Raw genomic sequence first — 23,699 nt, forward strand, 5'->3', positions numbered from 1 at the left:
GCATCGACTTTCCCCGAAAGCCGCAATCCACTTTTCGGGCCGATGCTCCAGACACGCGGGGCGAGATTTTTTTGCCGTTGGCCCGCTCGTGCCGAGTAGGGGCTCCTCAGGGCGCCTCGATGAGCCTTCCTGTTGCGCGAAGGAGAAGGACGGCGCCGCCTGACCAGCGGCACCGTCAGGCAGTGCCCTTCAGACGAAGATAAAGTCGCTCGCATGAAGCGCGGCGATCGTCATGTTCTTCAGCAGGATCGAATCGTCCGGCGTTGCGTCGATCACCACATCATTCCCGCTTTGGTGCATCGCCGCCTGCACGGCAGCGAAATTGGCATAGATGGATTTGGAGATCTGGAGCGTGTCGTCATTGCCGGCGTCGTTGCGGAAATCCGTAATGGTGTCCCGACCGAACCCGGGCCTGAACACGAAGGTATCGTTGCCCTTGCCGCCGGTGAGGCTGTCAGCTCCCGCACCGCCCTCGAGCAGATCGTCACCGTTGCCGCCATCGAGCGTGTCGTTACCGGTGCCGCCATAGAGCTTGTCATTGCCGTCCCCGCCCTGCAGCTGGTCCGTGCCGGCGCCGCCGATCAGGCCATCGTTGCCCTCGAGGCCCTGCAACTGATCGTTGCCGCCGCGGCCGACGAGCACGTTGTCGAGATTGTTGCCCACGCCCTTGAAGGCCGTCGTCGCCCCACCGGAGAAGCTCAGATTCTCGAGATTGTTGCCGAGCGTGTAGGAGGCAAGGGTGGTGTAGACGGTGTCTGTGCCCTCGCCGGCATTCTCGGTGATCTTGTCCCCGCCATCGTCGACGAAATAGGTATCGTTACCGGCGCCGCCGCGCATCGTGTCGCGTCCGCCAAGCCCGTCGATGATGTCGTTCCCGGAGCCGCCTGTCAGCGTGTTGTCGGCGGCGGTTCCCGTCACGCGGGTCTCCGCGCTGTCGGTGATGTTGATCGTCAGGCTCTCGACGCGGCTCAGCCCCCCGGCATCGGTGGCCTCCACCTGCAGCGTATAGCTGTGCAGGGGATTGGTCGGGTCCTCGAAATCGATCAGGGCCGCATTTGTGGCGACGATCTGGTTGCCGGAGAGGGCGAAGCGACCGTCGGCCGAGTCGAGCAGCGCAAGGGTCGGCAATGCTCCCCCGTCCGGATCGGCTGCGAGGATGGTCATGACCACGCCACCCGGCGTCGTGACGGTTCCGCCATTTTCCGAAATGTTGCCTGAGGCAAGGGTCGGATTCCCGCCGAAGACGATATCGCTCGGCGCCTCGTTGACATTGGTCACGCCGACCGTGACCTGCTCGGAATAAGTGCCGCCGTGACCGTCATTCACCGTCACGGCAAGCGCGTAGTTGTTGCTGCCGCCCACGCCGTTCGGGTGCTCGAAATCGAGCAGTGCACCGTTCTGGACCAGGATCTGATTGCCGACGATCTTGAATGCGCCGCCGTAATCATTGGCGAGCGTATAGGAGAAGGTGTCGACCGCGCCGTTGAGGTTATCGGGATCGGTCGTCGCCAGCGTTGCAATGACCGTTCCCGTCGCAGCCCCCTCCGCAACGGCGAGGGAGGTTGGAGCGGTGACGCCGCTGAAGAGGATATCGGTCGGCGCATCGTTCACATTGACGACGGTGACACCGACATTGGCCGTCGAGAACCGGCCGAGCGTGTCGCTCACCGTATAGGAAAAGGCTGCCGGACCGAAATAATCATGCGTTGGCGTGAAAGTCAGATTGCCGTCGCCCCCCAACCCGACGATGCCATGCGCGAGCTGCACGGATGCACCGGCCGTGATCTGCGTGTTGTTGATGGCCGTCACGACGGCGCCATTGCCGTTCACGACGTTCGCGCGTGCATTCACGAAGACGAAGCTGTCCTCGTTCGCAGTGACGGCGATATCCTGGGCCACCGGACCCGTCACGAGATCCGTCGCCGCCTTGACGCCGTCGTCGAACAGGAAGCTCTCGACATTCGTGACCGTATTGGTCTGCGCCGGGGTGCCGCCGGCGGCTGGCCGAACGAAGGTGAAGGCCTGCGTCGCGCCGTTAAAGCTGATCAGGAAATCGGCGAAGTTGCCGTGGAGGACGAGAGTGTCGCTGCCGCCGCGGCCGTCGATCACGTTGTTGCCGGCACCGCCATCGAAGACGTTGGCCTGACCGTCGCCCTTCAGGATGTCATCTCCGATCCCACCGGTGATGTTCTCGATGTCGTGCGTATAGACAAAGCTGGTGGTGCCGGCCGCGTCGGTCGTCAGCGTACCGATGAGGTCCTCCGCCGCCCAGGCCGTACCGCTGCGCATGCTGAGCGCCACGCCGGACGCCAGGTCGACATGGAAGCGCCCGAACTCGCCCTGATAGGAGATCGTATCGTTGCCATTTCCACCCGAAATCAGGTCAACCCCTCGCCCCGCGAGGCTGATGGGATTGCCATTTATGTCGACGATCGCGGCACCGTTCGCGTCCCTCGTCGGCAGGACCCGTTCGATCTTGGGATCGAACGTTCCGCCGAACCCGCCAACGAGCAGGTCGTCGCCGTTACCGCCGAGCAGCTGGTCCTGCCCGGTACCGCCGATGATGGTGTCGTTGCCCTCACCGCCATCGCCGATGTCGTTGCCGGAACCGAGGGTGACGAGGTCGTTGCCCAGCCCGGCATAGAGCTGGTCGTCGAGCGCGCGACCATCCATGGCGTCGTCGCCGACCGTACCGACCGCGACGTCCCGCGGAGCCCCCGTCCGTGGGCCGATGATCGCTACGCCGGGTTCGCGGTTGTCGAGGAACTGGGCATGGACATCGCCGGTCGCGTCCTGATAGCCGATCAGCATGCGCCCGTCGTCGATCCCCGTGGCGGAATGAAGCGTGTGCTGCCCCGTCGCCGGATCATCGATTTGGATTTTCTGACCGACGATGGTGCCGATCATGTCGAAGCGCTGGCCAAAGACATGTCCGCCGCTTTCCCAGGAGACGAAGTAGCCATCCTCAAGGGCGCCGCTCGGATCGGTTCCGGTCGAGGAGACCTGGAAGGGCGTGCCAGCAGCCAGGCCCGTCTCCAGCGTGAGCAGCGGGCTCGGGCTCCAGTTATTGCCGAAGCCGTGATAGATGATCGCGTGGACGGACACCGTCCCGGCGACGTCAGGGGTTTCCCAGAAGACGGCGAAGCTGCCGTTCAGTTGCGCGACGACCTGCTGCTGCGAGCCGGAGGCGACAGCCCCGAGATCGGTCGGGAATGGCAGCGTAAGCTCGCGATAGGTGGTCACGCCGCGTGCGACGATATCCACGCCCTGATTGCCCAGCGTCTGGTCGCGATCCGCCGTCTCGTCGATGACTGGCACATAGACCCTGAGCCGGACATGTTCACTCGTGTCGATGTAGGACACCACGAGCTGGCCGTCATGCAAGGTTGCGATGGACGGATCGCGGCCGCGCACCTCCGTCGCATCGAGGCCGAGATTGAAGGCGCTGGCGTCATCGATCGTGCCGCGCAGTCCGTCCTGCCCAATCGAGATCGGGGCGCTTTCCGCCCCCCTGTTGAGGTCGGTCGAGGGCACGAGATTGCCGAAAGCATCGCGCGCGAGCTGCCCCTGGCCCGCAGCATCGAGGATCGGCAAGCCCGCCGCATCGACGCGGAGGTCATAGACCGGCACCTCGTAGCGGGCGAGCTTGATGACCCCATAGGGATCGGCGGGGCTCGCCGCCGGATCCTTGAGCACGAAGCCGACATGGAACCCGAATTCGAGGGTGTCATTGTTGACGTCGACGATCTCATAGCCTTGCACGACCGGATCGACAGCGATCTGCGCGCCTGCTTCCGAGCCGACGACGGTGATCTCGCCACCAGCAAGTCCCGAGCCCGGAACACCGGCAGCCGGATCCAGCACGACGTTGGTGTTGGTGCTGCCCGTCCGCAGGTGGATCGAGCTATCGCCCAAAACCGTCGATTCCCAGACGGCGGTAAAGCCGAGGCCACCGGTCATGCCGATGTCGATGTCCGAGACGGTTGCGCCCGCGGCGGAACCGTCGCTGAGCCGGAACGGCACGCCCGAGAAGAGCGGGTCGGGATCGCCCTGCACCTCGTAACGGATGCCCCAGACCTCGTTCCCGCCGGAAATCCAGGCCATCGCGGTTTCAGTCTGGAGATTGGTGACCGCAATTCCGCTCTGGGCACCAGCCTGGGGCGTTCCGGAGCCACCCGGGTCGGTGCCGACCAGAATCTCCTTGAAGACCGACGTATCGGTGAGGCTCCAGGCGACCGGAGTGCCATCGTAGTTCGCAGGCAGTGCGGGTGGCTTTCCCGGGAATTCGAGCGTGATTTCCGTCGGCGCCCCCTCCCCACGGTTCAGGAAGCGCAGCTTCTCGATGCCGAAGAGATTGTCGATGCCGTCATGCTGCAAGGGATTGCCGGTTGCATCGGCGGTCGGGCGCAGATCGATGATCTCGTAGCTGCCGTCGCCATTGACGGTGATCGAGTAGTCTTCCGGCCTGCCGCTATAGACCGAGATATCGATGCCTTCCCCCCCGTCGATGATCTCGGGGACCCCGGCCGCGCCGCGCAGGCCCGGGCCGCCGATGATCACATCGTTGCCGAGGCCGGCATAGATCGTGTCGGTCAGGCCGTTTGCATCGGAAATGTCTCCGCGGATGGTGTCGTCGCCATTGGTGCCGATCAGCACGTCGCGGCGCGCCTGGACGTCGCCGTTGCGGATCAGGTCACCGGTGATGACCTGCCCCGGCGCGCGGGTGTCGATGATCCGGCCGATGATGTCGTTGCCGTCGGTGTAGGCGCCGGAGGTGTCGTGATAGACCGAGACGAAGCGGTCGCCGAGCAATCCGGCGATGCTGCCCTGGTCCTGGTCGCCGGCCGTGGCGGCGTTCACGGTGATGACCTCGCCTTCCGGCCTCATGGCGATCACGAAGCCGGTCGCGGGATCGAGCGCGACGTTGACATGCAGCGCCATGACGTCGGCATTGCCAGCCGCGCTGCTCTTCCAGCTGACCACAATGTCCGAACTGTCCTCGCCGCTGATGCCCGTGGCCTGGAACTGCAGGTCATTGGGATCGACGCCGACGGGCAATTGCTCGAGAACGAAGGGGGCCGGTGCGCTGAAGCCGAAGCCCGTGCCATTATTGCCGGCGCCCGTCGGGGCGTACATCGTGCCCATCAGGGTCAGGCCGCTTGGGCTGCTGCTGTCCTGCGTCAGCCAGACGATGCCAAGATTGACCGCCCCGGCCTGGACGATATGCGCGACTGTGCCGGGCGCGACCGCATAGGCGCCGGAGATATTGTCGAACCCGGCGACCGGCACGATCTGGCCGAGGTCGTCATAGATGCGACCCGCCACTCGCTCGCCGCCGGTGGGGTTCCCCTCGATCCAGATGACCGCCGTCTCGAAGCCATGCGTCCCGGCAACGGAAGGATTTCTGCCGAGGACGCCGGTGGAGGTTCCCGTTTCCGTACCGACCCAGAACGGTTTGTCGTCATCCGGATTCGGCTCGGAGGGATTGGTGAAGCCGACATCCCGCAATCCGTTGAGTCCGGCGCCGACCGGGGCGCCCGGATTGCCAAGCGCGTCGAGCGGCACTTCGAAGCGCTGCACCATGATGTGGCCGTAACGCCCGTCCCCGGCGACATCCGTCGGTGCGTTGCTCGCATCGAGATGGGTCGAGACCCAGGCAACCGTGTAGCCGTCTGAAACCGTCTTCGGGTCGACCCCGTTCGGGGATGGTGGCACGCGCGTGTCGATGGTTCGATCGAGGAACGAGCCTGCCATGGCCGCGTCATGCTGATCGACGCCATCCTCATGGAGGATCGATGCTTCCGCGCCGGTCAGCGCGCCCGGCCCGACAAAATTGGTGCGCAGTTCCCGCGTGGCGTCACTCGCGTCGGTTCTCTCCTCCCAGACCGCTCCCCAACCGGAGTTGGCGCCGCCCGACACCAGCGTCGGATTGGTCTCGATGCCGACGCCATCGCTGATGTCGATGGCATTGGGAATGAAGGCGTCGGGCTGGCCGACGACGTCGTAGAACTGGCCGCGAATATGCGTGCTGCCCGGCGCCCCTGCCTCCCAGAGCACCCCGAAGAACTCGCCGACACTGTCAGCCACGAAGGGATGGGCCTGGACCCCGGCTTGGCTCGTCGACCGGTTGACGATGAAGCCGTCGACATCTGGGGCGCCGGCCGGGTCAGGAGCGGTGTTGCTGTCGGCGTCGGTCAGGCCCCAGGCTGTGGGCGTCACGCCCGGGCCGCTCGGAACGAGGGAGCGCGTCTCGACCAACCCGTCCCTGAACTGGAAGAACTCGACATTGGTGATAGTATCGGCACCGTCGGGTGAACCGGCCCGGTTGTCGCTGACCGTGAAGATCGAGCCGCCGAGATAGGTCACGGTGTAGTCGGATTCGTTTCCGGAGAACTCGACCGTGTCGCCGCCAATGCCATTGCCGCCACCATCGATGATGTCGTTGCCGGAACCTGCGACGATATGATCGTTTCCGAGTGCGCCGTAGAGATTGTCGTCTCCGGGCCCGCCATCGATCCTGTCGTTCCCGACCCCGCCGACCAGCAGGTCCGCACGCGGCTTGTTCGGTCGGTCCGTGCCGAGCAGCGTCAGCCCGACGGGATTGTCGATGACACCGTCGGTCCTGGTGTCGACGATCGTGGCCGAGAGGTTGCCGCCATCGGCCGCAGGGTCGTGATAGACGGCCACGATCCGATCTCCGGCAAGGCCTGCCAGCGAAACTTGCGCCTGGTCGCCCGCCGCGGTCACGATCGCCGTGATGATCCCGTCCGTGCCGCCGCCAGCGTTGAAGGATTGCCCGAAATAATCAGTCTCACCGCTGGCCGTCTGTCCGTTGACGGTGATCACGAAGCCGCCCGTGTCAAGCCGCGCCCCCAGCGCGAACTCGCCGGTGAAGGCAGCCCCGCCTGGCAGGGCGGCGAGCCCCGCTGCGCTCATGAGGGAAATGACGCCGCCGCTTGCAAAGGTGCTCGGCCCGGCGGCACCGGCTCCCAGCGCGGTGAAAACCTCGCCCATGATCGCATGGGTCGTCTTGTCGACCCAGGCGACCGCGAAGCCGCTGCCGGTGCTGATCAGCTTGACATCCTGCCCGCTCGTCACCGTGCCGAGATTGTCCAGATTGGGGATACCGGTAATCGCGCCGGAAGCCGTCGTGATCTCATGCCCGCTATTGTCGTAGAAGCGGGCGTGGATGACATTGTCCACGCCGATCCAGGCGATCATCGACGAGTTGTCACCGTGGTCATTGGCGATCACCGGATCACGGCCAAGAACATTTGCCGCGGTCAGCCGAACGGCGGCATCGCCGTCCACTCCACCGATCTGGCCGTCGATGCCGGCGGCTTGCGGCGGGCCAAGCGGATCCTTCTTGCTGTTGAGCGGCACGGCGAAACGCTGGAACATGATCTCGCCATAGCCGGACGGCCAGTTCTGGCTCGGATCCGTCGAGACCCAAACGACGTTCAGACCGTCAACGATGGGCCTGCCCTTGGCATCGTCGATCCCATAACCGGATATGGCCGCATCGTGCTGATTGCGGCCGACCTCCGTGGCAATCGTCAACACGCCGCCCACCGGGGCGCTCGGGCCGATGTAACGCATCTGCAAGACGGAGAGGGCGGCAGCATCGACGGCCGAGGTCTCTTCCCAGACGACCCCATAGCCGATGCCACCGCCTCCCGCCGCCATGGCCGTCCCCGCATAGACGGCCGGACTGGTGGACCCGAGATAGAAGCCGTCGCTCACCGTGCCGGACGAGATGGCGGGATCGATCGCGCCGATGACATCGTAGAACTGAGCCATCACCCCGGTCGCGGAGCTCCATGCGACCCCGAATGAACCACCGCCGCTATCTGCGACCACCGGATCGAACTGATCACCTGGCGCGTTGCTGACCGAGAGCGGCTGGACGGTGGTTGAGCCCCAAAGCGTCGTGGCCATGGCAGGTTCCCTCCGGATGAGACGCAACCGCAGCATTCTTGCGGTTGATGCATCTGGTTCGCCGAGCGCCTGAGTCTCCGGCGATTGCGCGAGACGCGCTAGGGCACCAAGTCTGAGGGAGACTTGGCCTCATGGCCTCACCTCGGGGCGGACCTTTCTCTCGAAGGGAAACTAAACTAAAGTTTGGCTCTCGTGCGATGCGACCACGAGGCCCTTCCTTGCCCGCTCTATTGGGGACAAACCGACGAGCCATGGTCGCACCGAAGGCCATGCTGGCCGTCGTGATGAGACAGTGCGCCCAGTCGTGCTGCCGGCCCGCACCGGTCGCGTGAGGATCAGTATCGACAAAGCAACCTGGCTCGGATCATGCCGGCCGAGGCGCTCGCCGCCGGCAGAGCGGGGGGGCATTGTGCCGCGAATCTATCAACGCGCAGCTGATCTGTTCACGGTGATCACACGATCGCGCCCCATGTTCCCATCCCCGCGGACACGGCCATCAGATCCCTCGGATCAGACCGCCATCAACCCGAAACTTGGCGCCCGTGACATAGGATGCCCGCTCGCTGGCAAGGAACGCGACGACATCGGCGAACTCCTGAGGCTTGCCGTAGCGGCCGGCCGGAATCGTCGCGATCGAGGCCTTCGTGATCGCGTCTTTCGTCGCGCCGGCCCGCGTCGCAGCTGCGTCGTCGAGTTGATCGACGCGCTCGGTGTGGATGCGACCGGGCAGCACGACATTCACCGTCACGCCCTGCCCCGCAACCTCGGAGGCCAGCGTCTTCGACCAGCCGACGACAGCGGCACGCACGCCATTGGAGAGCGCGAGACGCGGAATCGGCTGCTCGACGCCGGAGGAGACGATGGTGACGATCCGACCCCAACCCCGCTCGGTCATGCCAGGGAGCAGGCGTTGCGCGACGTGAAACAGGTTGGCCGCCATGGCCTCGAAATGCGCCAGCCAGTCCAGGCGCTTCGCGTCGCGGGCCTCGCCCGGCGGAGGTCCGCCGGAATTGCCGATCAGGATATCGACGCCGCCCTCGGCAATCAGCTTGTCGGCCAGCGCATCGATCGAGGCGATATCCGCAAGGTCGAGCGTGGCGGCAACCACGCGGCCACGCTGCTCAGCCGGCAGCTCGCCGATCCAGGCAGCGAGCGCATCTTGATTGCGCGCCGCCGCGATCACCGTCGCACCTTCGGCCGCGAGCGTGCGTGCGATCGTCGCGCCGAGGCCGCGGCTGGCACCGAGCACCAATGCGCGCTTTCCGTTGAGGCCCAGATCCATCAGTTGATCTCCTTGAGGCGCCGCGCCTGACGGGCGACGAGACGTTCGATGTCAGCGATGTCGGCCGCCGAAAGGGTCGACCCGGGGCTGCGTACCATGCCCGATGCGATCGCGCCGCGCTTGGCGAGCAGATATTTCCGAATGGCGAGCCCGTGACCGGGCTGCTGCTCATAGCGCGCCAGCGGCAGATAGGCGTCGAACAGGTCATGGGCGCGTTCGACCTCTCCGGCGGCATGGGCCTTCCAGACATCGACCATCATCTCCGGATAGGCAAATCCGGTCATGGCGCCATCGGCCCCGCGCGACAGTTCCTCGGGCAGGAACATCGCGCCGTTCCCGACCAGGATCGAGATGCGCCGGCCGCCGTTCTTGTCGCTGGCCGCACGCAGGGCCGAGATCTTGGCAAGCCCCGGCCAGTCCTCATGCTTCAGCATCACGCAGCTCGGCTGCGCCGCGACGATGCGCAGGATCACCGAGGAGGCGATCTGGACATTGGTGACCAGCGGGAAATCCTGCAGCACGAAGGGGTTCTTCGGCCCGAGCGTCCTTGAGACCATGTCGTAATAGGAGACGATCTGGTCATCGGTCCGCAAGCTTGCGGGCGGCGCCACCATCACGCCCGCGGCTCCGTCGGCCATGACGCTGTCGCTCAGCTCCCGCATCGCGGCAAAGCCCGGGGCCGAGACGCCGACCACGACCGGAACACGCCCTTGCACCCGCGCCAGGACCCGCCGCACGAAGATCCGCGATTCCTCTGCCGTCAGTTTCGGCGCCTCGCCCATCATGCCGAGCACGGTCAGGCCGGTGGCGCCCTTCTCGAGGTAGAAATCGACCATGCGGTCGGTGCTCGGCAGGTCGAGCGCGCCATCCTCCGTGAACGGAGTGACCGCGATGACATAGACGCCCTTCGCGCCTTCATCCAACAACGCCATGATGATCCTCAGTTCTCGACGGGGGCGGGCAGCAACTTGCCCGGATTGAGCAGACCGTGTGGGTCGAACAGGGTCTTGAGCGAGCGCATCAGGTCCAGCTCGATCGGCGCCTTGCAGCGCGGCATCTCCGAGACCCGAAGCTGACCGATGCCATGCTCGGCACTGATCGATCCGCGGCGTTTGCACGTCTCGTCATGGACGATGCGGGTGAGTTCCGGTGCGAGGGCGGCAAAATCCGCATCGCTCTGTCCCATCCGCGGCAGAAGATTGTAGTGCAGGTTGCCGTCGCCGAGATGGCCGAACACGATGGGGCGCACGCCGGGAGCGGCAGCGATGACAGCCGCATCGGCGGCTGCGACGAAATCGGCCATGGCCGCGACCGGCACCGAGACATCGTGCTTGGCAGCCTTGCCTTCGCGCACCAGGGCTTCCGAGACGCCCTCGCGGATACGCCAGAACGCCTTGGCCTGCACACCATCCTGGGCGATGGCGGCGTCGAGAACGATCTCCGTCTCGACGGCTTCTGCCAGCGCGCCTTCGAGCCGCTCGGTCAGCGCCAACTCGTCATCCGTATCGGACAATTCGATCAGCACCGCCGCGGGCGGAACGGCGCCAAGCGGCAACCGCGCCTCGGCGCTGTGCTTCAGGATCAGCGACAGGCAAGCGCCGGTCATGAATTCGAAGGCGGTCAGGCGATCGCCACAGCGCGCACGCACCGAAGACAGCAAGGACAGGGCGGCGTTCGCGTCGCGCAAGGCGACGAAAGCCGTCGCGCGCGCCAAGGGTTGAGGAAACAGTTTCAGGACCGCGCCAGTGATGACGCAGAGCGTCCCTTCCGATCCGATGAACAGATCCCGCAAGGCGTAGCCGGTATTATCCTTGCGCAGCGCAGTGAGGCCGTCCCAGATCCGCCCGTCCGGCAGGACGACCTCGAGCCCCAGCGTCAGCTCGCGCATGGTGCCGTAGCGCAGGACGGCGCCCCCGCCGGCATTGGCCGCAAGATTCCCGCCGATCGTGCAGCTCCCTTCGGCTCCAAGGCTGAGCGGAAAGAAGCGTCCAGCCGCTTTCGCGGCCTCCTGGACCTTGGCAAGCACGGCGCCGGCATCGACCGTCATCGCGTTGCCGATCGGATCGACCGCGCGGATGCGGTTCATGCGCGTCAGCGACAGGACGATGGCGCGCCCCGACATATCCGGCGTCGCGCCGCCCGACATGCTGGTGTTACCGCCCTGTGGAACGACCGGAATCCTCCGCGCCGTGCAAAGCGTCATCACGCCCGCGACCTCCTCGGTCGAGCCGGGCCGGACGATGGCGGCAGCAGCCCCCCTGTATTTTCCGAGCCAATCCGTCAGGAACGGCGCCTGCGCTTCGGCATCGACAAGCACATGCCTCTCACCGACAATGTCGGCGAGGCGCGCAACAAGATCCATCACGCGGCATGCCCTCGAAGCGGGCGGCCGCCCCAGCCGAGCCGGGCGCGGCCGATCGCCATGGTCACCGCAGCCTGCGTCGGCTCGACCACAGGTACACCGAGTTCCTGCTCGAGCGGCTCGCGGAAACGCGCCATGCCGGCACAGCCCATCACCAGCACATCGGCGTGATGGGAATTGCGCAAGGTGCGCCCGACATCGGTCATCCGTCCCATGGTCCGCGCGTCATCGGCGAGCTCGGCGACCGTCAGGCCGATCGACAGGTCACCGGCCAGGCGATCCGTCACGCCCATCGCGCCGAAATAGCGCAAGTGACGCGGGATCGAGGCCGGCAGAATGGCGATCACGCCGAAGCGCTGGCCCAGCGTCAAGGCGGTCAGGACCCCGCACTCGGCAATGCCCAGCACCGGCTTCTCGCTCTGCTCGCGCAGCGCGTACATGCCCGGATCGGAAAAGCAGGCGATGACGAAGGCCGAAGCCTCGTTCTCCAGCGCGGCCGCCCGCCTGAGCATGGGCTGGATCAGGCCGTCGATATCGCGCTGGGACTGGATGCCGGCGGGGCCCTCGGCCAGGGTCAGGCACGCGATCGGCGGACCATCGACCGAGCGGAGCGGCGCCACGGCCGTATCGATACCGGCGGTCACTGCTTCGTTCGAATTGGGATTGATGACAAAGATCGTGCCGCTCACGGGGCCTCTCCTTCGGGCTTCGCGCGCAGAGCGCCCTGTTGCGCGCGCCAGGTGTCGAGCGTCTGGCGCGGCGCCTGGAAGCGGTCGCGCATCGTGACATACCAGTCGGCGCCATGCAGGCGGCCGACCAGGTCGAGCTTGTCGATATCGACATGCAGCCGTTCATCGACCGCGCCATCCCGAATATGGATGTACTGGATTTCGCCGACGACGAGGTTGCGATGGCGTGTGCCCAGCGACAGCGACACCGTCTCGCGGCATTCGAGCTGGACCGGTGACGCTGCGAGGCGTGGCGCGGCGACCTTGCGGCCGGGCGCTGTTTCAAGCCCGGCGGCCGCGATCTCGTCGACATCGCCGGGAAAATCGATCGCGCAGACCTGCATCGCATCGACCAGCGCCCGGTCGACGAGGTTGACGACGAAGCTCCCCGTCGCGCGGATGTTGCGCATCGTATCCTTCAGCGGGGCATCCCCCAGATCGCGGCCTTCGATGCCGAGCACGACGAGCGGCGGTGCGTGGCTGAAGACGTTGAAGAAGCTGAAGGGCGCAGCATTGGCGTGCCCCTGAGCATTCACCGTGGTGACGAGGGCGATCGGCCGCGGCAACACGGTGTTGACGAGCAGCTTGTAGAGATCGCGCTCGGCCAGATCGGTGACGGACCACTCCATCGCGTCACCCAAGCGTCGCGTCGAGCAGGCGCACCGTTTCGCCGAGGACGCGTGCGCCATCCGCGGCCTGTTGTGGCTCGATCGACTCTTCCGGGGCGTGGCTGCGGCCATCGAGACAGGGCACGAAGATCATGCCGATCGGACCGGTGCGGGCGACGAACACGCCATCATGCCCGGCACCGCTCGGCAGGTCCCGCATCGACAGGCCGAGTGAGCCCGCGGCGGCCGCGATCGCCGAGCGCACGGCCGGCGCGCAGGCCGTCGGTGGCACATGGCTGATCGGTTCCGACCGCACGGTGAGACGCAGCGCCGCCAGTGCCGGCTTCAAATCACCCACCAGCTCCTCGCCGAACGCCTTGACCGCCGCCTCATCGCCCGAGCGCACCTCGAGCGTCAGGATCGCCTCACCAGGCACAGCATTGGCGGCATTGGGGCTGACCTCGATGCGACCAAAGGTGGCGACCAGAGGTTGGGGATCGTTCGATCGCGCGCCGGCACGCTCGTACGCGGCCTCGATCAGCTTGGCCGCGCCGACGAGCGCATCGGCGCGCAAGGGCATCGGCGTCGCACCCGCATGGTCGGCCCGCCCGGACACGATGATGCGCTCGCGCCGGATGCCGACGATGTCTGTAACGACACCGATCGCCGTGCCCTCGCTTTCCAGCACGCGTCCCTGCTCGATATGGACCTCGACATAGGCCGCGACGCTGTCAACGGCGCGTCGCACCGAGGCGAGTTCGTCGGGCCGGCCGCCGACGAAACCGATACCTTCGCGCAGTGTCATGCCGTCGGGGCGCGTCATCGCCAGCATCTCGTCGGAGAGCGCACCGGCAAGCGCACGGCTGCCGATGCAGGAGAGGCCGAACTCGCTCGGCTCCTCGGCCAGGAAATCGTAGACCTCGAGCGAATGCCGCAGCCGGTCGCCACGCTCGATGAAGCTCTGCGCGACTTCCAGTCCCGCCAGCACGCCGAGAATCCCGTCATAGCGTCCGCCCGAGGGAACCGTGTCGGAATGCGAGCCGATGATGATCGGCTTCAACGAGGGATCGGCGCCGGCAAGGTGGCCAACGAGATTGCCGCCTGCGTCGATCCTCGTCTCCAGACCGGCAGCGCGGAACTCGGCCGCCAGCCAATTGCGTCCTTCTAGGAAGCGCGGCGTAAAGGAGCGCCGCGTCCAGGGGCGATCGGGGTCGGTGATCTTGGACAGCGCCTCGATACGCCGCCACAAGCGCTCTGCGTCGATCGACATCGCTCGCCGCTTTACGCCGCAGGCCGCAGGAAGCGGCCATCGCCCGCTTCGTTGCAGATCTTCGCGCCATCCCAGGCAAGAGCACCACGGACATAGGTCGCCGCCACCCGCACGCGGAATTCGCGGCCTTCGAAGGAACTCCACTTCACCGCCGCGAGGCTCCTGCTCGGATCATGGATGAAGCGACCGGGCTCGAGCACGACGATGTCGGCATCGGAGCCAGGCGCGAGACGGCCCTTGTCGGCGAGCAGGAAGGCCTTAGCCGGGCCTTCGCAAAGCTGCTTCACCGCCATGGTCGGGGAGATGCCGCGCTCCTCGCAGCCGGTCCAGAGCGCCGGCAGCAGGGTCTCGATGCCGGGGCCGCCGGAGGTGTTCTTGAAGATATTGGGATCGCCCTTCTTCTCCAGCCCCCAGGAGACGTGGTCGGAGGAGATGAAATCGCAATGACCGGCGGCGAGGTGGCTCCAGAGCAGCTCGCTCTCCGCCTTCGGCCGGATCGGCGGGTAGTGCTTGATCTTGGCTCCGAAGCGCGGCCCGTGCTCTTCGGCGTTGAGCATGAAATACTGCACGCAGCTCTCGACCGTCGCCTTGTAGCCGGCGCGCTTGTAGAGATTGCAGATCTCGAAGCCGCGCGAGGTCGAGACATGGACGGCATGGGCGCGGGCGCCGGTCTCGGCGCCGATCTCGTAGATGCGCGCCGTGGCGAGGTTCTCGACCAATGGGGTATGGGCGCGCAGGAAGGCGTCGGAGCCAGTATCGCCGGCCTCGATCAGGCGCGCGATGTTCCGGCGCGTCATCTCCTGATCCTGGTTATGGACACCGCAGAGGAGCCCCGTCGGCTCGATCAGCTTGAACGCCTCGTAGAGCGTGTCGTCGCCGATACGCGGGAAGCGCGTCGGATTCGCCTCGAAGGTCGAGAACTTGAAGGCGCAGGCGCCGGCATCGACGAGGCCCGGAATGGCGTGCAGGCCGTTTTCGATGGTGATCGTGGCATAGAGCGCGACATCGACATGCGCGTCGCGTTGGACGATCGCGACCTTCTCGTTGAAGAGCCTGGCGTTGGTGACCGGCTCGGGCTCGTCATAGGGCATGTCGACCATGACGGTGACGCCACCGGCGGCCGCGGCGCGCGAGCACATGCCGATGCCCTCGTGGTTGGCCTGGCTCCCGGAATGGACCTGGCCGTCGATCACGCCCGGGATGATCCACTGGCCGCGGAAATCCTGCGTCTCGCGCGCCGAAGGTGGTGTACCGGCGCCGACAGCGCCGACCTTGCCACCGGTGACGGCGACATAACCATCCTCGATGATCTGGTCGGAGAGAACGACATTGCCGCGAAGAACGAGATCGAAATCACTCATGGTCAGATGCCCGGTTGATGCTGTCGGGCCCGCAGGCCACGCGTGTCACGATAGCTGCTCGGCCTCAGAGCCAAACATACCAATTTCGTCGTCGCCCATAATCGGTCGTTATTGCGACGGCGGAAGCAGTGCATGTGCGGTTCGTGCTGTTCATCCAAGCGCATAGTCCGTGAAATCCATCCCGAGCGCCTTCTCGACGATCGGGTAGACACTCGGATCGGTCACGCTGGAGCTCAGCGGGATACGATCCTTGGCGATGCGCAGGATCGAGAGCTCCATGCCCTCGGTGACATGGCCGACGCTGACGGGCCGGCCATCCGGACCGAGCGTGGTGATGACATCGGGATAGCTCGCAAGGCGCGCGCCATCGAGATCGGTCACCGCCATGTATTCGTTCATGACATGGAGAATGCGCGCTGCGGTGCCGGAGCCGACCTGGATAGTCCCGATATCAAAGGCCTCGCTGGTGTACTGCACCGCCTTGCGGACGACGGTCCCGCGCCCGATGATCGATCCGCCGGCCTGATCGCAGATTGCATCGATGATCGCGGAACCACCCTTGGGCGTCGCAGCCAGGATCCGCTCCCCGAGCGCCAGCGCCATGGAGATACCGCCGAGCGCCGCGTGCTTGCGCACATAAGCCGCCGGAACCGGATTCCGGCAGGACGCGATGAACCCCCCCGACATGTCCGAGGCCGTGCGCAGAATCGGCGAGACCTTCGCAGTCGCGCCGCGCGTCACAAGCTCGATATAGGAATTCTTGGCGCGATTGCCGCCGACGGCCGTCTGGATCGTCGCCTCGGGGCTGTTGGCAAGGCCGATCGACCCCATGTCGCCGGTGGGATGGGCGCGGATATCACCCACGGCGTCGATCACCTTCACGCCGAGGAGAGCACTCGGAAGCCAGGCATTGAGCGTGCTCGACATGCCGTTCTGCCCGATGATCAGGCCATAGACAGGCTTGCCCAGCGCGTCCTGCAGCAGTTGCACGGCCCGGACATAGTCCACGCCCTGCATCTCCCAGTCCGTCGTGCCGGCAGGAGCGCCGATGGCAGCTGCCGTCGCGATGATAGCGTCGTCCGGCGCCTCTTCGATCGAAACCAGTTCCGGCCGGCCGGCCATCACCGCGGCAGTCCCCAGCATGCGCCCGTGCTCGGACCAGCCACCGCCGCCAGCGGCAAAGATCGAGCCGCCAGCAATAGCCGCCTCGACATCCCCAATCGTCAGAAAACGTCCCATCGGTCAGCCTCGAATCAACCTGGCATGCCGGCATCCCGCCGCGCCCGGACGAGCTTAGATGGCGGCACGTCCAAGCAAACATGCTAATTCGGCTGGGGGTCATAACTGAATGTTATTCGCATGCGACTGAACCCTGCGGCAGCTGGACGTTTTCCGCACGATCATGATCAGCGGATCGATCAGCGGCGCAGCGCGCCTGCTCTCGGTCTCGCAGCCAGCCATCAGCCGGCTCCTGGCCTATACGCAGGACCGGCTGGAGTTGCGCCTGTTCGAGCGTGTGCACGGTGGGACCCAGCCGACGCCGGAAGCCCAGCGCCTCTTCACCGAGGTCGACCAGGTCCTTCAGGGCGTGCTGCGCGTCAACGAACTCACCGAGGAACTGCGCGAGCACTTTGCCGATCTGCGTGTCGAATTCGAGATCCTGACGCAGCTCGACGTGATCGCCAAGATCACCAGCGCGCGGGCCGATCTCGGCGTTTCCGTGCTGCCGGTGGATGCGCCGGCCATCCAGTCGGAGGTGGTCACCGAGGGGCACCTGATGGCGCATGCCGCGTGACCACCCGCTGACCCGATTGCGCGTCGTCCGGCCAGCCGATATCGCGCCCGATCCGCTGATCGGCTCCGGGCCGCAAACGCGCTATGGAGACATTGTCCAAAGGGCGCTGGCTTCCGGCCCCGAGCCCATTCGCGTCAGCACCGTCGTTCGTTTCACGCCCGTCGCCTGCGCGATGGTCAGAGCCGGGGCCGGGGTTGCCGTCGTCGACGAATTCGTCCTGACGGCCGGACCTGACCCGAGCTAGTTTCGCGTGTGCGGCACACGCTAACCGTTCGCTACGAACCCTTGTCACGCACGGCACGTGCCTTCGTCGGCATCCTGCGCGATCTTATGCCGCCTCCGCCTGGCGGAGACGGCCAGGGGGCCGATGCCGAAGACTTAACACAAGGTTATGGCAACCCGACAACAAGTGATTGGTAAGGCATGAATTTGCACTGTTAGAGTTTTGCCTCTGGGTGGCCGGATCGTTGCAAGCGACAGGCGCGGCGATCGCAGCCCCCCGGCGACAGCATCTAACGGGAGCAGGATGATGAGGTTTTTGTCGGTCAAAGCGGCGCGCACGGCCGTTCAGGGATTCGCCGTGGCGGCGCTCCTTGTCACCCCTGTGCTGGCCCAGGACGCCGATCATCCAGCCAATGAGAAGCTGAAGGTGGCTTGCGACCTCGGCTTTGCTCCGTTCTGCTTCAAGACAGCAGCCGGCGAGACCACCGGCTTCACCTACGACATGTCGCTGGCGCTGGCGCAGAAGCTGGGTCGCCCGGGTGTCGATGTCACGGACTCGAACTTCTCGGCGATCTTCGCCGGCCTCTTCTCCAAGCGCTATGAGATGATTCCGGCGCCGACCAACATCACGCCGGAGCGCGCCCAGCAGATGCTGTTCAGCGAGCCCTATATGCCGACCGGCCTCGGCTTCCTCGTCAAGAAGGGCGGCAAGATCGCCAATCTCGAGGACCTGAAGGGCAAGGCGCTGACCGTGAACAATGGCAGCATTTCCGACAAGTGGCTGACCGATAACGAAGCCAAGTACGGCTATACGATCCAGCGCTACAACAAGAATGCCGACGCGGTGCAGGCCGTGATGATCGGCCGCGCCTTCGCCAACGTCGCCGATGCGCCGGTCTCGCGCTATGTCTCGACCCAGACGCCTGCTGCCGAGGTCGCGTTCGTGCTCGACAGCGGTCGCAATTTCGGCATCGCCTTCCGCAAGGAGGACGCCGCGTTTCGCGCCAAGGTCGAGGAAGCCCTCGAATGCATCAAGACGGACGGCACACTCGCCAAGATCCATGAGAAATGGTTCGGGGTGAAGCCTGACGCTTCGTCCTCCTCGGCGAAGATCTATCCGGGCGTCGGTGCTCCGGACTTCGAGGGCTACGACGCGACCGAACACAAGGCCGTCTGTAAGTGACGTCAGCGACCGCAATCACGCCTGCATCCGCAGACCCGATCGTCGCCATCGACGGTCTGCGGAAGAGCTTCGGCAATGTCGAGGTCCTGCGCGGCGTCGATCTCAGGGTCGGCAAGGGCGAGGCCGTCGTGATCGTCGGCTCGTCCGGCTCGGGCAAGAGCACCTGCCTGCGCTGCATCAACCGGCTCGAAGAGCCGACGGCGGGGACTATCCGCGTCGGCGGTGAGGAAGTGACCGGCGCCAAGGTCGATCTCAACCTGCTGCGCCGGCGTATCGGCATGGTGTTCCAGGGCATCAATCTCTACCCGCACAAGACCGCCCTGGGAAACGTGACCCTGGCGCTGCGCAAGGTGGCCGGCCTCGGAAAGGCCGAGGCCGAGCAGAAGGCGCGCCATCATCTCGAACTGGTCGGGCTCGCGCACAAGGCCGACTCCTATCCGGCACAGTTATCCGGCGGCCAGCAGCAGCGCGTCGGCATTGCGCGCGCCATGGCGCTGGAGCCGCAGGTGATGCTCTTCGACGAGCCGACCTCGGCGCTGGACCCTGAGCTCGTAGGCGAGGTCCTGAACGTCATGGTCCGCACCAAGGAGATGGGCATGACCATGATCGTCGTGACGCATGAGATGCATTTCGCGCGCGATGTAGCCGACCGCGTCGTGTTCATGGATCATGGCGCCGTGCTGGCGGAAGGCTCCCCGGAAGACATTCTGGTCTCGCCGCAACATCAGCGCATCCGCGACTTCGTCACGCGCTCCAGGGCCTGACAACCGTCATGGACCAGATCGTCCGCTATTTCTTCGACTTCTCGCTGATGTCCGCCTATTGGCCGGATATCCTGCGCGGCTTCCTCATCACCATCGAAATGTCGATCCTGACGGTGCTGATCGGCGTACCGCTCGGCCTCGCCATCGCGATCCTGCGGCTTTACGGCTTCAGGCCGCTGAACGCGCCGATCATCCTCTATATCGATTTCTTCCGCTCGATCCCGCAGCTCGTTCTGATCATGCTGGCCTATTTCGCGCTGCCCTCTTTCGGCCTGATGCTGAGTCCGTTCACCGCCACCGTCCTGGCGCTGGCAATCGTGCTCTCGGCCTTCTCCGAAGAGATCTTCTGGGCCGGCATCAATGCAGTCGCCAAGGGCCAATGGGAAGCCGGGCGCTCAACCGGCCTCGGCTTCAACCAGACGCTGGTCCATATCATCCTGCCGCAGGTCGTGCGCATCTCGATCCCGCCCCTGACCAACCGCGCGATCGGCATCAGCAAGGGCACGACGCTCGGCTCGGTCGTCGCAGTCCCCGAACTGCTCAATGTGACATCGAGCATTCAGTCGAACGTCGCCAATCCGACAGCCCTCACCGTCGGTGCGCTGCTGTTCCTCGCCCTGTTCCTGCCATTCGTGCGCTTCACGCGCTGGCTCGAACGCGCTTACGCTCATCCGAGGTCGTGATGGACGAACTCGTCACGACATTCCTCAATATCGACGTCCTCCGGGAAGTCTGGCCACTGCTCCTGCAGGGCTTCTGGATGACGCTGGCGCTCGCGGCAGTCGCCGTGCCGCTATCGGTCGCCTGCGGGGTCGCCATCGCGATGGCGCAGGATTCGCCCAACAGGCTGCTGCGGATGCTGCTGGTCGCCTATGTCGACGTCATGCGGGCGATCCCGCCGCTGGTGCTGCTGATCTTCATTTTCTTCGGCCTGCCCTTCCTCGGGCTGAAGCTCAACGAGTTCACCGCCGCCGTGCTCGCACTGACCCTCAACGGGTCCAGCTATTTCGCCGAGATCTTTCGTGCCGGCATCGAGTCCGTGCCGAAGGGTCAGCGCGAAGCGGCGCGCTCCACCGGGCTGACCTGGCGCCAGAGCATGACCTATGTCGTGGTGCCGCAAGGCGCGCGCAATGTCCTGCCCGACCTGATCAGCAACACGGTCGAGCTGGTCAAACAGACCTCGATCGCCTCGGCCGTCGCCCTGCAGGAACTGCTGCGCTCCGCTCAGCTCGCGCAGGGTCTTCTCTACAACCCGACGCCTCTGGTTGCGGTCGCGATCGTCTATTTTCTGATGTTCTGGCCGTTCGTCCGGATGGTGTCGCGCCTGCAGCACAGGGCCGTCGCGCAGGCCGGATGATCGCCGCCCCCAATCTGGACCACCGGCCAGGTCATCTGCCTTTGCATCGACTCTCCCGAAAACCGCATTCCGCTTTTCGGGCCGATGCCTTAGATCACGCTGCGCTTGGACGAAATCGTCCAAACGCGGGAAACGTGATCGACTCTAATAACTTAGAGCATGCTTAGTGCGAAGAGCCGTTGCCACTTTTTCGCAGCATGCTCTAGACCGGAAACAGCCGTGTCAGGCGGTTGGGGCTGGTCTCCGCAAGGAGGATGTCGCCGTTCGGCGCGAGCCACATGCCATGCGCACCGTTCAGCACCGGACGACAGCGGCCGAGCAGGCTTCCATCAGGCGCCAACAGGCTGAGCGTGGGAATCGAGTCGCAGATATGGATGCGATCGGCCGCATCGGCGACGACATCCTGCGGCCGCAGAAACCCGTCCCAGATTGCGAGCAGATCGCCGGTGGCCGTGAAGGCCTGCACGCGGCTGTTCTCGCGATCGGCGACGATCACGCGGCCATCGCTGAGAACGCAGATGCCATGTGGCGTCAGGAATGCGCCCGGCGCCGTGCCGACGGAGCCCCAGCTCGACACATGCCGCCCAGCGCGGTCGAAACGATGCACGAGCGCGTGGCCATAGCCATCGGCCACATAGAATCCTCCGTCGGGGGCAAAGGCGATATCGCTGGGATGATTGAACGGCGCGCCGGGCTGATGCGTCTCGCCGATCTGGCTCCGCACCGCGCCATCCCGGTCGCAGAACAGGATGCGGTGAGCATCACGATCGACAATGGCGATCACACCATTGGGGCCTGCCGCAATCTTGTGCGCATCGACGCAGAGACCTTCGCCCCAGCTCGCGATCCGGCATCCGTCACCGGTGAGAACCACGACGCAGGGGCCCGGAGCATCGACCGCGACGTCAGAGCGCAGCAGCACATAGGCGCGACCGTCCGCATCGATCGTGACGTCGGTGATCTTTCCCGGCGTTTGGGACAGATCCCCCCAAGGTCGCTCGACGCCAAAGCTCCGCTCGCCCAACCGGACGCGCAATTCCGTCTTCATCATCCCCTCGAGACTGCGGCGCAGCCGCGCCGGCTTGTGAATGGCGAGCCAGCCGCCAGAACCGGAGAACTGCAGTGAGCGATTTCGATCTTGTCATTCGTGGCGGAACGACGGTGACCACGTCCGACATCTCTGTTTGCGATGTCGGCGTCAAGGATGGGTTGATTGCAGCGATCGGCGCCGGTCTGCCTCGAGGCGACACCGATATCGATGCGACGGGATTGCTGGTCCTTCCAGGCGGGGTCGACACGCATGTGCATCTCGACCAGCCCTTCTCGTCCGGCGCCGACATCGCCGACGATTTTGCGAGCGGGACGGCGTCGGCTACGGCGGGCGGCACGACGACGATCGTCTGCCACGCGCCTCAGACGCGCGGCGGGTCGCTGACTGAGGCCGTCGCGGCCTATGCCGTGAAGGCAAGGCAGGCGCGGATCGACCACGGCTTCCATCTGCTGATCAACGACCCGACCCCTGACGTGCTCGAGCGGGAATTGCCGGCGCTGGTGGCGGCGGGGCATCGCTCCGTGAAGGTCTTCATGACCTATGAGAGCAACCGCCTCGCCGATGCGCAGATCCTGCAGACGCTCGCGGCGGCGCGCCGTGCCGGCGCGCTCGTCTGCGTGCACGCCGAACATCATGAGCTGATCGGCTGGCTGACCCAGGCGCTGCTGGCGGCAGGGCTGACCGCACCGCGGCATCTCGCCTGGGCGAAGCCCATGGTGGTCGAGCGCGAAGCGACCCACCGCATTCTGGCGCTGGCAGAGGCGCTGGACACCCCGGTCCAGGTCTTCCATGTCTCGGGCGCGCAGTCCGGGGAGGAGGTGGCGCGCGCGCAGGCCCGCGGCCAGAAGGCCTGGGCAGAGACCTGCACGCAATATCTCGTGCTCGGTGAATCCGACATGGACCGGCCCGGCTTCGAAGGCGCCAAGTTCATGATCTCGCCGGCGCTGCGCCCGCCATCCGATCGCGAGGCGCTGTGGCAGCTCATCCGAGACGGCGTCATCGATATCGTCTCATCGGATCACTCGCCACTGCGTTTCGACGATCCGCGCGGCAAGAAGCAACACGGCGAAGCGGCCCCCTTCAACAAGATCCCGAACGGCGTTCCCGGCCTCGCAGCGCGCTTGCCCATTCTCTATTCCGAGGGGGTCGCCAAGGGGCGCATCGATCTGCGCACCTTCGTCTCGCTCGTTGCGACCAACCCGGCGCGCCGTTTCGGGCTTGCCCCGCGCAAGGGCTCCATCGCGATCGGCGCCGATGCCGATATCGTCGTCTTCGATCCGACCAGGCGCATGCGCCTGACTAATGCGCTGCAGCACCATGGCAGCGACTACACGCCCTATGAGGGGCTCGAGGTGCTCGGCTACCCCACCGCGACCTACCAGCGCGGCCAGTTGATTTTCGACGGCGCCAATGTGCTGGCGCAGCCCGGAGCCGGACAGCTGATTGCGCGATCGGCCTATGCGGAAATCGCTCCCACCGGACGTTTCCCGACGCCGTTCAATCCGTTCGAATAGGCTTGGATCTGCCCCCCGCAACACCCCTGGCCGCTCCAATCAGGACATCACTGCGAACATGTATGCGCGTGAAGTTCCGATATGATTCCTGGGCTGGGCCAGGATGGGATTGATCCCGAGTGACATCGCCCCTTGGCCTCAGCGCCTCCAATGCGCCAATGATGAATTCACCGCCGGATAAGATTTGGGCACAATGTCAACGCTGTCCGAACGCAGAACGGTGCCTGCGCTCGGACAGACGTTTCGCTATGAACGGGATCTGGC

At 65.4% G+C, this 23,699-nt stretch carries 17 protein-coding genes; 7 read left to right on the top strand and 10 right to left on the bottom strand.

Features of this window, described 5'->3' with window-relative positions:
* Window positions 1–189 precede the first annotated feature (189 nt).
* From BIWAKO_RS08140 to BIWAKO_RS08180, 9 genes are all read right to left on the bottom strand, one after another.
* Window positions 190–7,938, bottom strand: coding sequence for an Ig-like domain-containing protein (locus BIWAKO_RS08140; protein ID WP_069878201.1), 7,749 nt, complete (start codon window positions 7,936–7,938; stop codon window positions 190–192).
* A 496-nt stretch (window positions 7,939–8,434) separates the two neighbouring features.
* Complete coding sequence (locus BIWAKO_RS08145; protein ID WP_069878203.1) at window positions 8,435–9,220, bottom strand: SDR family oxidoreductase; 786 nt, start codon at window positions 9,218–9,220, stop codon at window positions 8,435–8,437.
* Window positions 9,220–10,152: a dihydrodipicolinate synthase family protein gene (locus tag BIWAKO_RS08150; RefSeq protein ID WP_069878204.1), complete on the bottom strand. Its 933-nt coding sequence runs from the start codon at window positions 10,150–10,152 to the stop codon at window positions 9,220–9,222. The genes BIWAKO_RS08145 and BIWAKO_RS08150 overlap by 1 nt, the downstream gene beginning before the upstream one ends.
* Before the next feature lie 8 nt (window positions 10,153–10,160).
* Window positions 10,161–11,582 carry an FAD-binding oxidoreductase gene (locus BIWAKO_RS08155; protein ID WP_069878206.1) on the bottom strand — a complete coding sequence of 474 codons (1,422 nt, stop codon included), beginning with the start codon at window positions 11,580–11,582 and terminating at the stop codon, window positions 10,161–10,163.
* Window positions 11,582–12,271: an aspartate/glutamate racemase family protein gene (locus BIWAKO_RS08160; protein WP_069878208.1), complete on the bottom strand. Its 690-nt coding sequence runs from the start codon at window positions 12,269–12,271 to the stop codon at window positions 11,582–11,584. The genes BIWAKO_RS08155 and BIWAKO_RS08160 overlap by 1 nt, the downstream gene beginning before the upstream one ends.
* Window positions 12,268–12,939, bottom strand: coding sequence for a flavin reductase family protein (locus BIWAKO_RS08165; protein WP_069878209.1), 672 nt, complete (start codon window positions 12,937–12,939; stop codon window positions 12,268–12,270). Before BIWAKO_RS08165 ends, BIWAKO_RS08160 begins: the two co-directional genes overlap by 4 nt.
* A 4-nt stretch (window positions 12,940–12,943) precedes the next feature.
* Window positions 12,944–14,188, bottom strand: coding sequence for a Zn-dependent hydrolase (locus tag BIWAKO_RS08170; protein WP_069878211.1), 1,245 nt, complete (start codon window positions 14,186–14,188; stop codon window positions 12,944–12,946).
* A gap of 11 nt (window positions 14,189–14,199) precedes the next feature.
* Window positions 14,200–15,549: a dihydroorotase gene (locus BIWAKO_RS08175; RefSeq protein WP_069878212.1), complete on the bottom strand. Its 1,350-nt coding sequence runs from the start codon at window positions 15,547–15,549 to the stop codon at window positions 14,200–14,202.
* A gap of 150 nt (window positions 15,550–15,699) precedes the next feature.
* Window positions 15,700–16,788, bottom strand: a complete 1,089-nt coding sequence (locus BIWAKO_RS08180; RefSeq protein WP_069878214.1) for a DUF917 domain-containing protein — start codon at window positions 16,786–16,788, stop codon at window positions 15,700–15,702.
* Between the two features lie 142 nt (window positions 16,789–16,930).
* Between BIWAKO_RS08180 and BIWAKO_RS36600 the strand changes: the two genes are divergently transcribed.
* The 6 genes from BIWAKO_RS36600 to BIWAKO_RS08210 all read left to right on the top strand — a co-directional run bounded on the left by BIWAKO_RS36600 (window position 16,931) and on the right by BIWAKO_RS08210 (window position 20,870).
* Window positions 16,931–17,344, top strand: a complete 414-nt coding sequence (locus tag BIWAKO_RS36600; protein WP_274533611.1) for a LysR family transcriptional regulator — start codon at window positions 16,931–16,933, stop codon at window positions 17,342–17,344.
* The gene (locus BIWAKO_RS36605) at window positions 17,334–17,588 is read left to right on the top strand and encodes a LysR substrate-binding domain-containing protein (protein WP_069878218.1); all 255 of its coding nucleotides are present in this window, start codon (window positions 17,334–17,336) and stop codon (window positions 17,586–17,588) included. Before BIWAKO_RS36600 ends, BIWAKO_RS36605 begins: the two co-directional genes overlap by 11 nt.
* A gap of 285 nt (window positions 17,589–17,873) precedes the next feature.
* Window positions 17,874–18,749: a substrate-binding periplasmic protein gene (locus BIWAKO_RS08195; protein ID WP_069882278.1), complete on the top strand. Its 876-nt coding sequence runs from the start codon at window positions 17,874–17,876 to the stop codon at window positions 18,747–18,749.
* A complete protein-coding gene (locus BIWAKO_RS08200) occupies window positions 18,746–19,513 on the top strand; it encodes an amino acid ABC transporter ATP-binding protein (RefSeq protein ID WP_274533579.1) in 768 nt (255 codons plus the stop codon). Before BIWAKO_RS08195 ends, BIWAKO_RS08200 begins: the two co-directional genes overlap by 4 nt.
* Window positions 19,514–19,521: 8 nt before the next feature.
* Window positions 19,522–20,196, top strand: a complete 675-nt coding sequence (locus BIWAKO_RS08205) for an amino acid ABC transporter permease (protein WP_069878220.1) — start codon at window positions 19,522–19,524, stop codon at window positions 20,194–20,196.
* Window positions 20,196–20,870 carry an amino acid ABC transporter permease gene (locus BIWAKO_RS08210; protein ID WP_069878222.1) on the top strand — a complete coding sequence of 225 codons (675 nt, stop codon included), beginning with the start codon at window positions 20,196–20,198 and terminating at the stop codon, window positions 20,868–20,870. Before BIWAKO_RS08205 ends, BIWAKO_RS08210 begins: the two co-directional genes overlap by 1 nt.
* 202 nt (window positions 20,871–21,072) lie before the next feature.
* Here the strand turns inward: BIWAKO_RS08210 and BIWAKO_RS08215 are convergent, their stop codons facing one another.
* Window positions 21,073–21,918 carry an NHL repeat-containing protein gene (locus tag BIWAKO_RS08215; RefSeq protein ID WP_084652178.1) on the bottom strand — a complete coding sequence of 282 codons (846 nt, stop codon included), beginning with the start codon at window positions 21,916–21,918 and terminating at the stop codon, window positions 21,073–21,075.
* 74 nt (window positions 21,919–21,992) lie between these two features.
* Between BIWAKO_RS08215 and hydA the strand changes: the two genes are divergently transcribed.
* On the top strand, window positions 21,993–23,435 hold the full coding sequence (gene hydA, locus BIWAKO_RS08220; RefSeq protein ID WP_069878226.1) for a dihydropyrimidinase: 1,443 nt from the start codon (window positions 21,993–21,995) through the stop codon (window positions 23,433–23,435).
* The last annotated feature ends 264 nt before the right edge of the window (window positions 23,436–23,699 follow it).

It is taken from the genome of Bosea sp. BIWAKO-01, from assembly GCF_001748145.1.
GTDB lineage: Bacteria > Pseudomonadota > Alphaproteobacteria > Rhizobiales > Beijerinckiaceae > Allobosea.

Coding starts and splice junctions, on each gene's coding strand:
- BIWAKO_RS08140 (WP_069878201.1), bottom strand. CDS start 7,938: ATGGCCACGACGCTTTGGGGCTCAACCACCGTCCAGCCGCTCTCGGTC.
- BIWAKO_RS08145 (WP_069878203.1), bottom strand. CDS start 9,220: ATGGATCTGGGCCTCAACGGAAAGCGCGCATTGGTGCTCGGTGCCAGC.
- BIWAKO_RS08150 (WP_069878204.1), bottom strand. CDS start 10,152: ATGGCGTTGTTGGATGAAGGCGCGAAGGGCGTCTATGTCATCGCGGTC.
- BIWAKO_RS08155 (WP_069878206.1), bottom strand. CDS start 11,582: ATGGATCTTGTTGCGCGCCTCGCCGACATTGTCGGTGAGAGGCATGTG.
- BIWAKO_RS08165 (WP_069878209.1), bottom strand. CDS start 12,939: ATGGAGTGGTCCGTCACCGATCTGGCCGAGCGCGATCTCTACAAGCTG.
- BIWAKO_RS08170 (WP_069878211.1), bottom strand. CDS start 14,188: ATGTCGATCGACGCAGAGCGCTTGTGGCGGCGTATCGAGGCGCTGTCC.
- BIWAKO_RS08175 (WP_069878212.1), bottom strand. CDS start 15,549: ATGAGTGATTTCGATCTCGTTCTTCGCGGCAATGTCGTTCTCTCCGAC.
- BIWAKO_RS08180 (WP_069878214.1), bottom strand. CDS start 16,788: ATGGGACGTTTTCTGACGATTGGGGATGTCGAGGCGGCTATTGCTGGC.
- BIWAKO_RS36605 (WP_069878218.1), top strand. CDS start 17,334: ATGCCGCGTGACCACCCGCTGACCCGATTGCGCGTCGTCCGGCCAGCC.
- BIWAKO_RS08195 (WP_069882278.1), top strand. CDS start 17,874: ATGAGGTTTTTGTCGGTCAAAGCGGCGCGCACGGCCGTTCAGGGATTC.
- BIWAKO_RS08205 (WP_069878220.1), top strand. CDS start 19,522: ATGGACCAGATCGTCCGCTATTTCTTCGACTTCTCGCTGATGTCCGCC.
- BIWAKO_RS08210 (WP_069878222.1), top strand. CDS start 20,196: ATGGACGAACTCGTCACGACATTCCTCAATATCGACGTCCTCCGGGAA.
- BIWAKO_RS08215 (WP_084652178.1), bottom strand. CDS start 21,918: ATGAAGACGGAATTGCGCGTCCGGTTGGGCGAGCGGAGCTTTGGCGTC.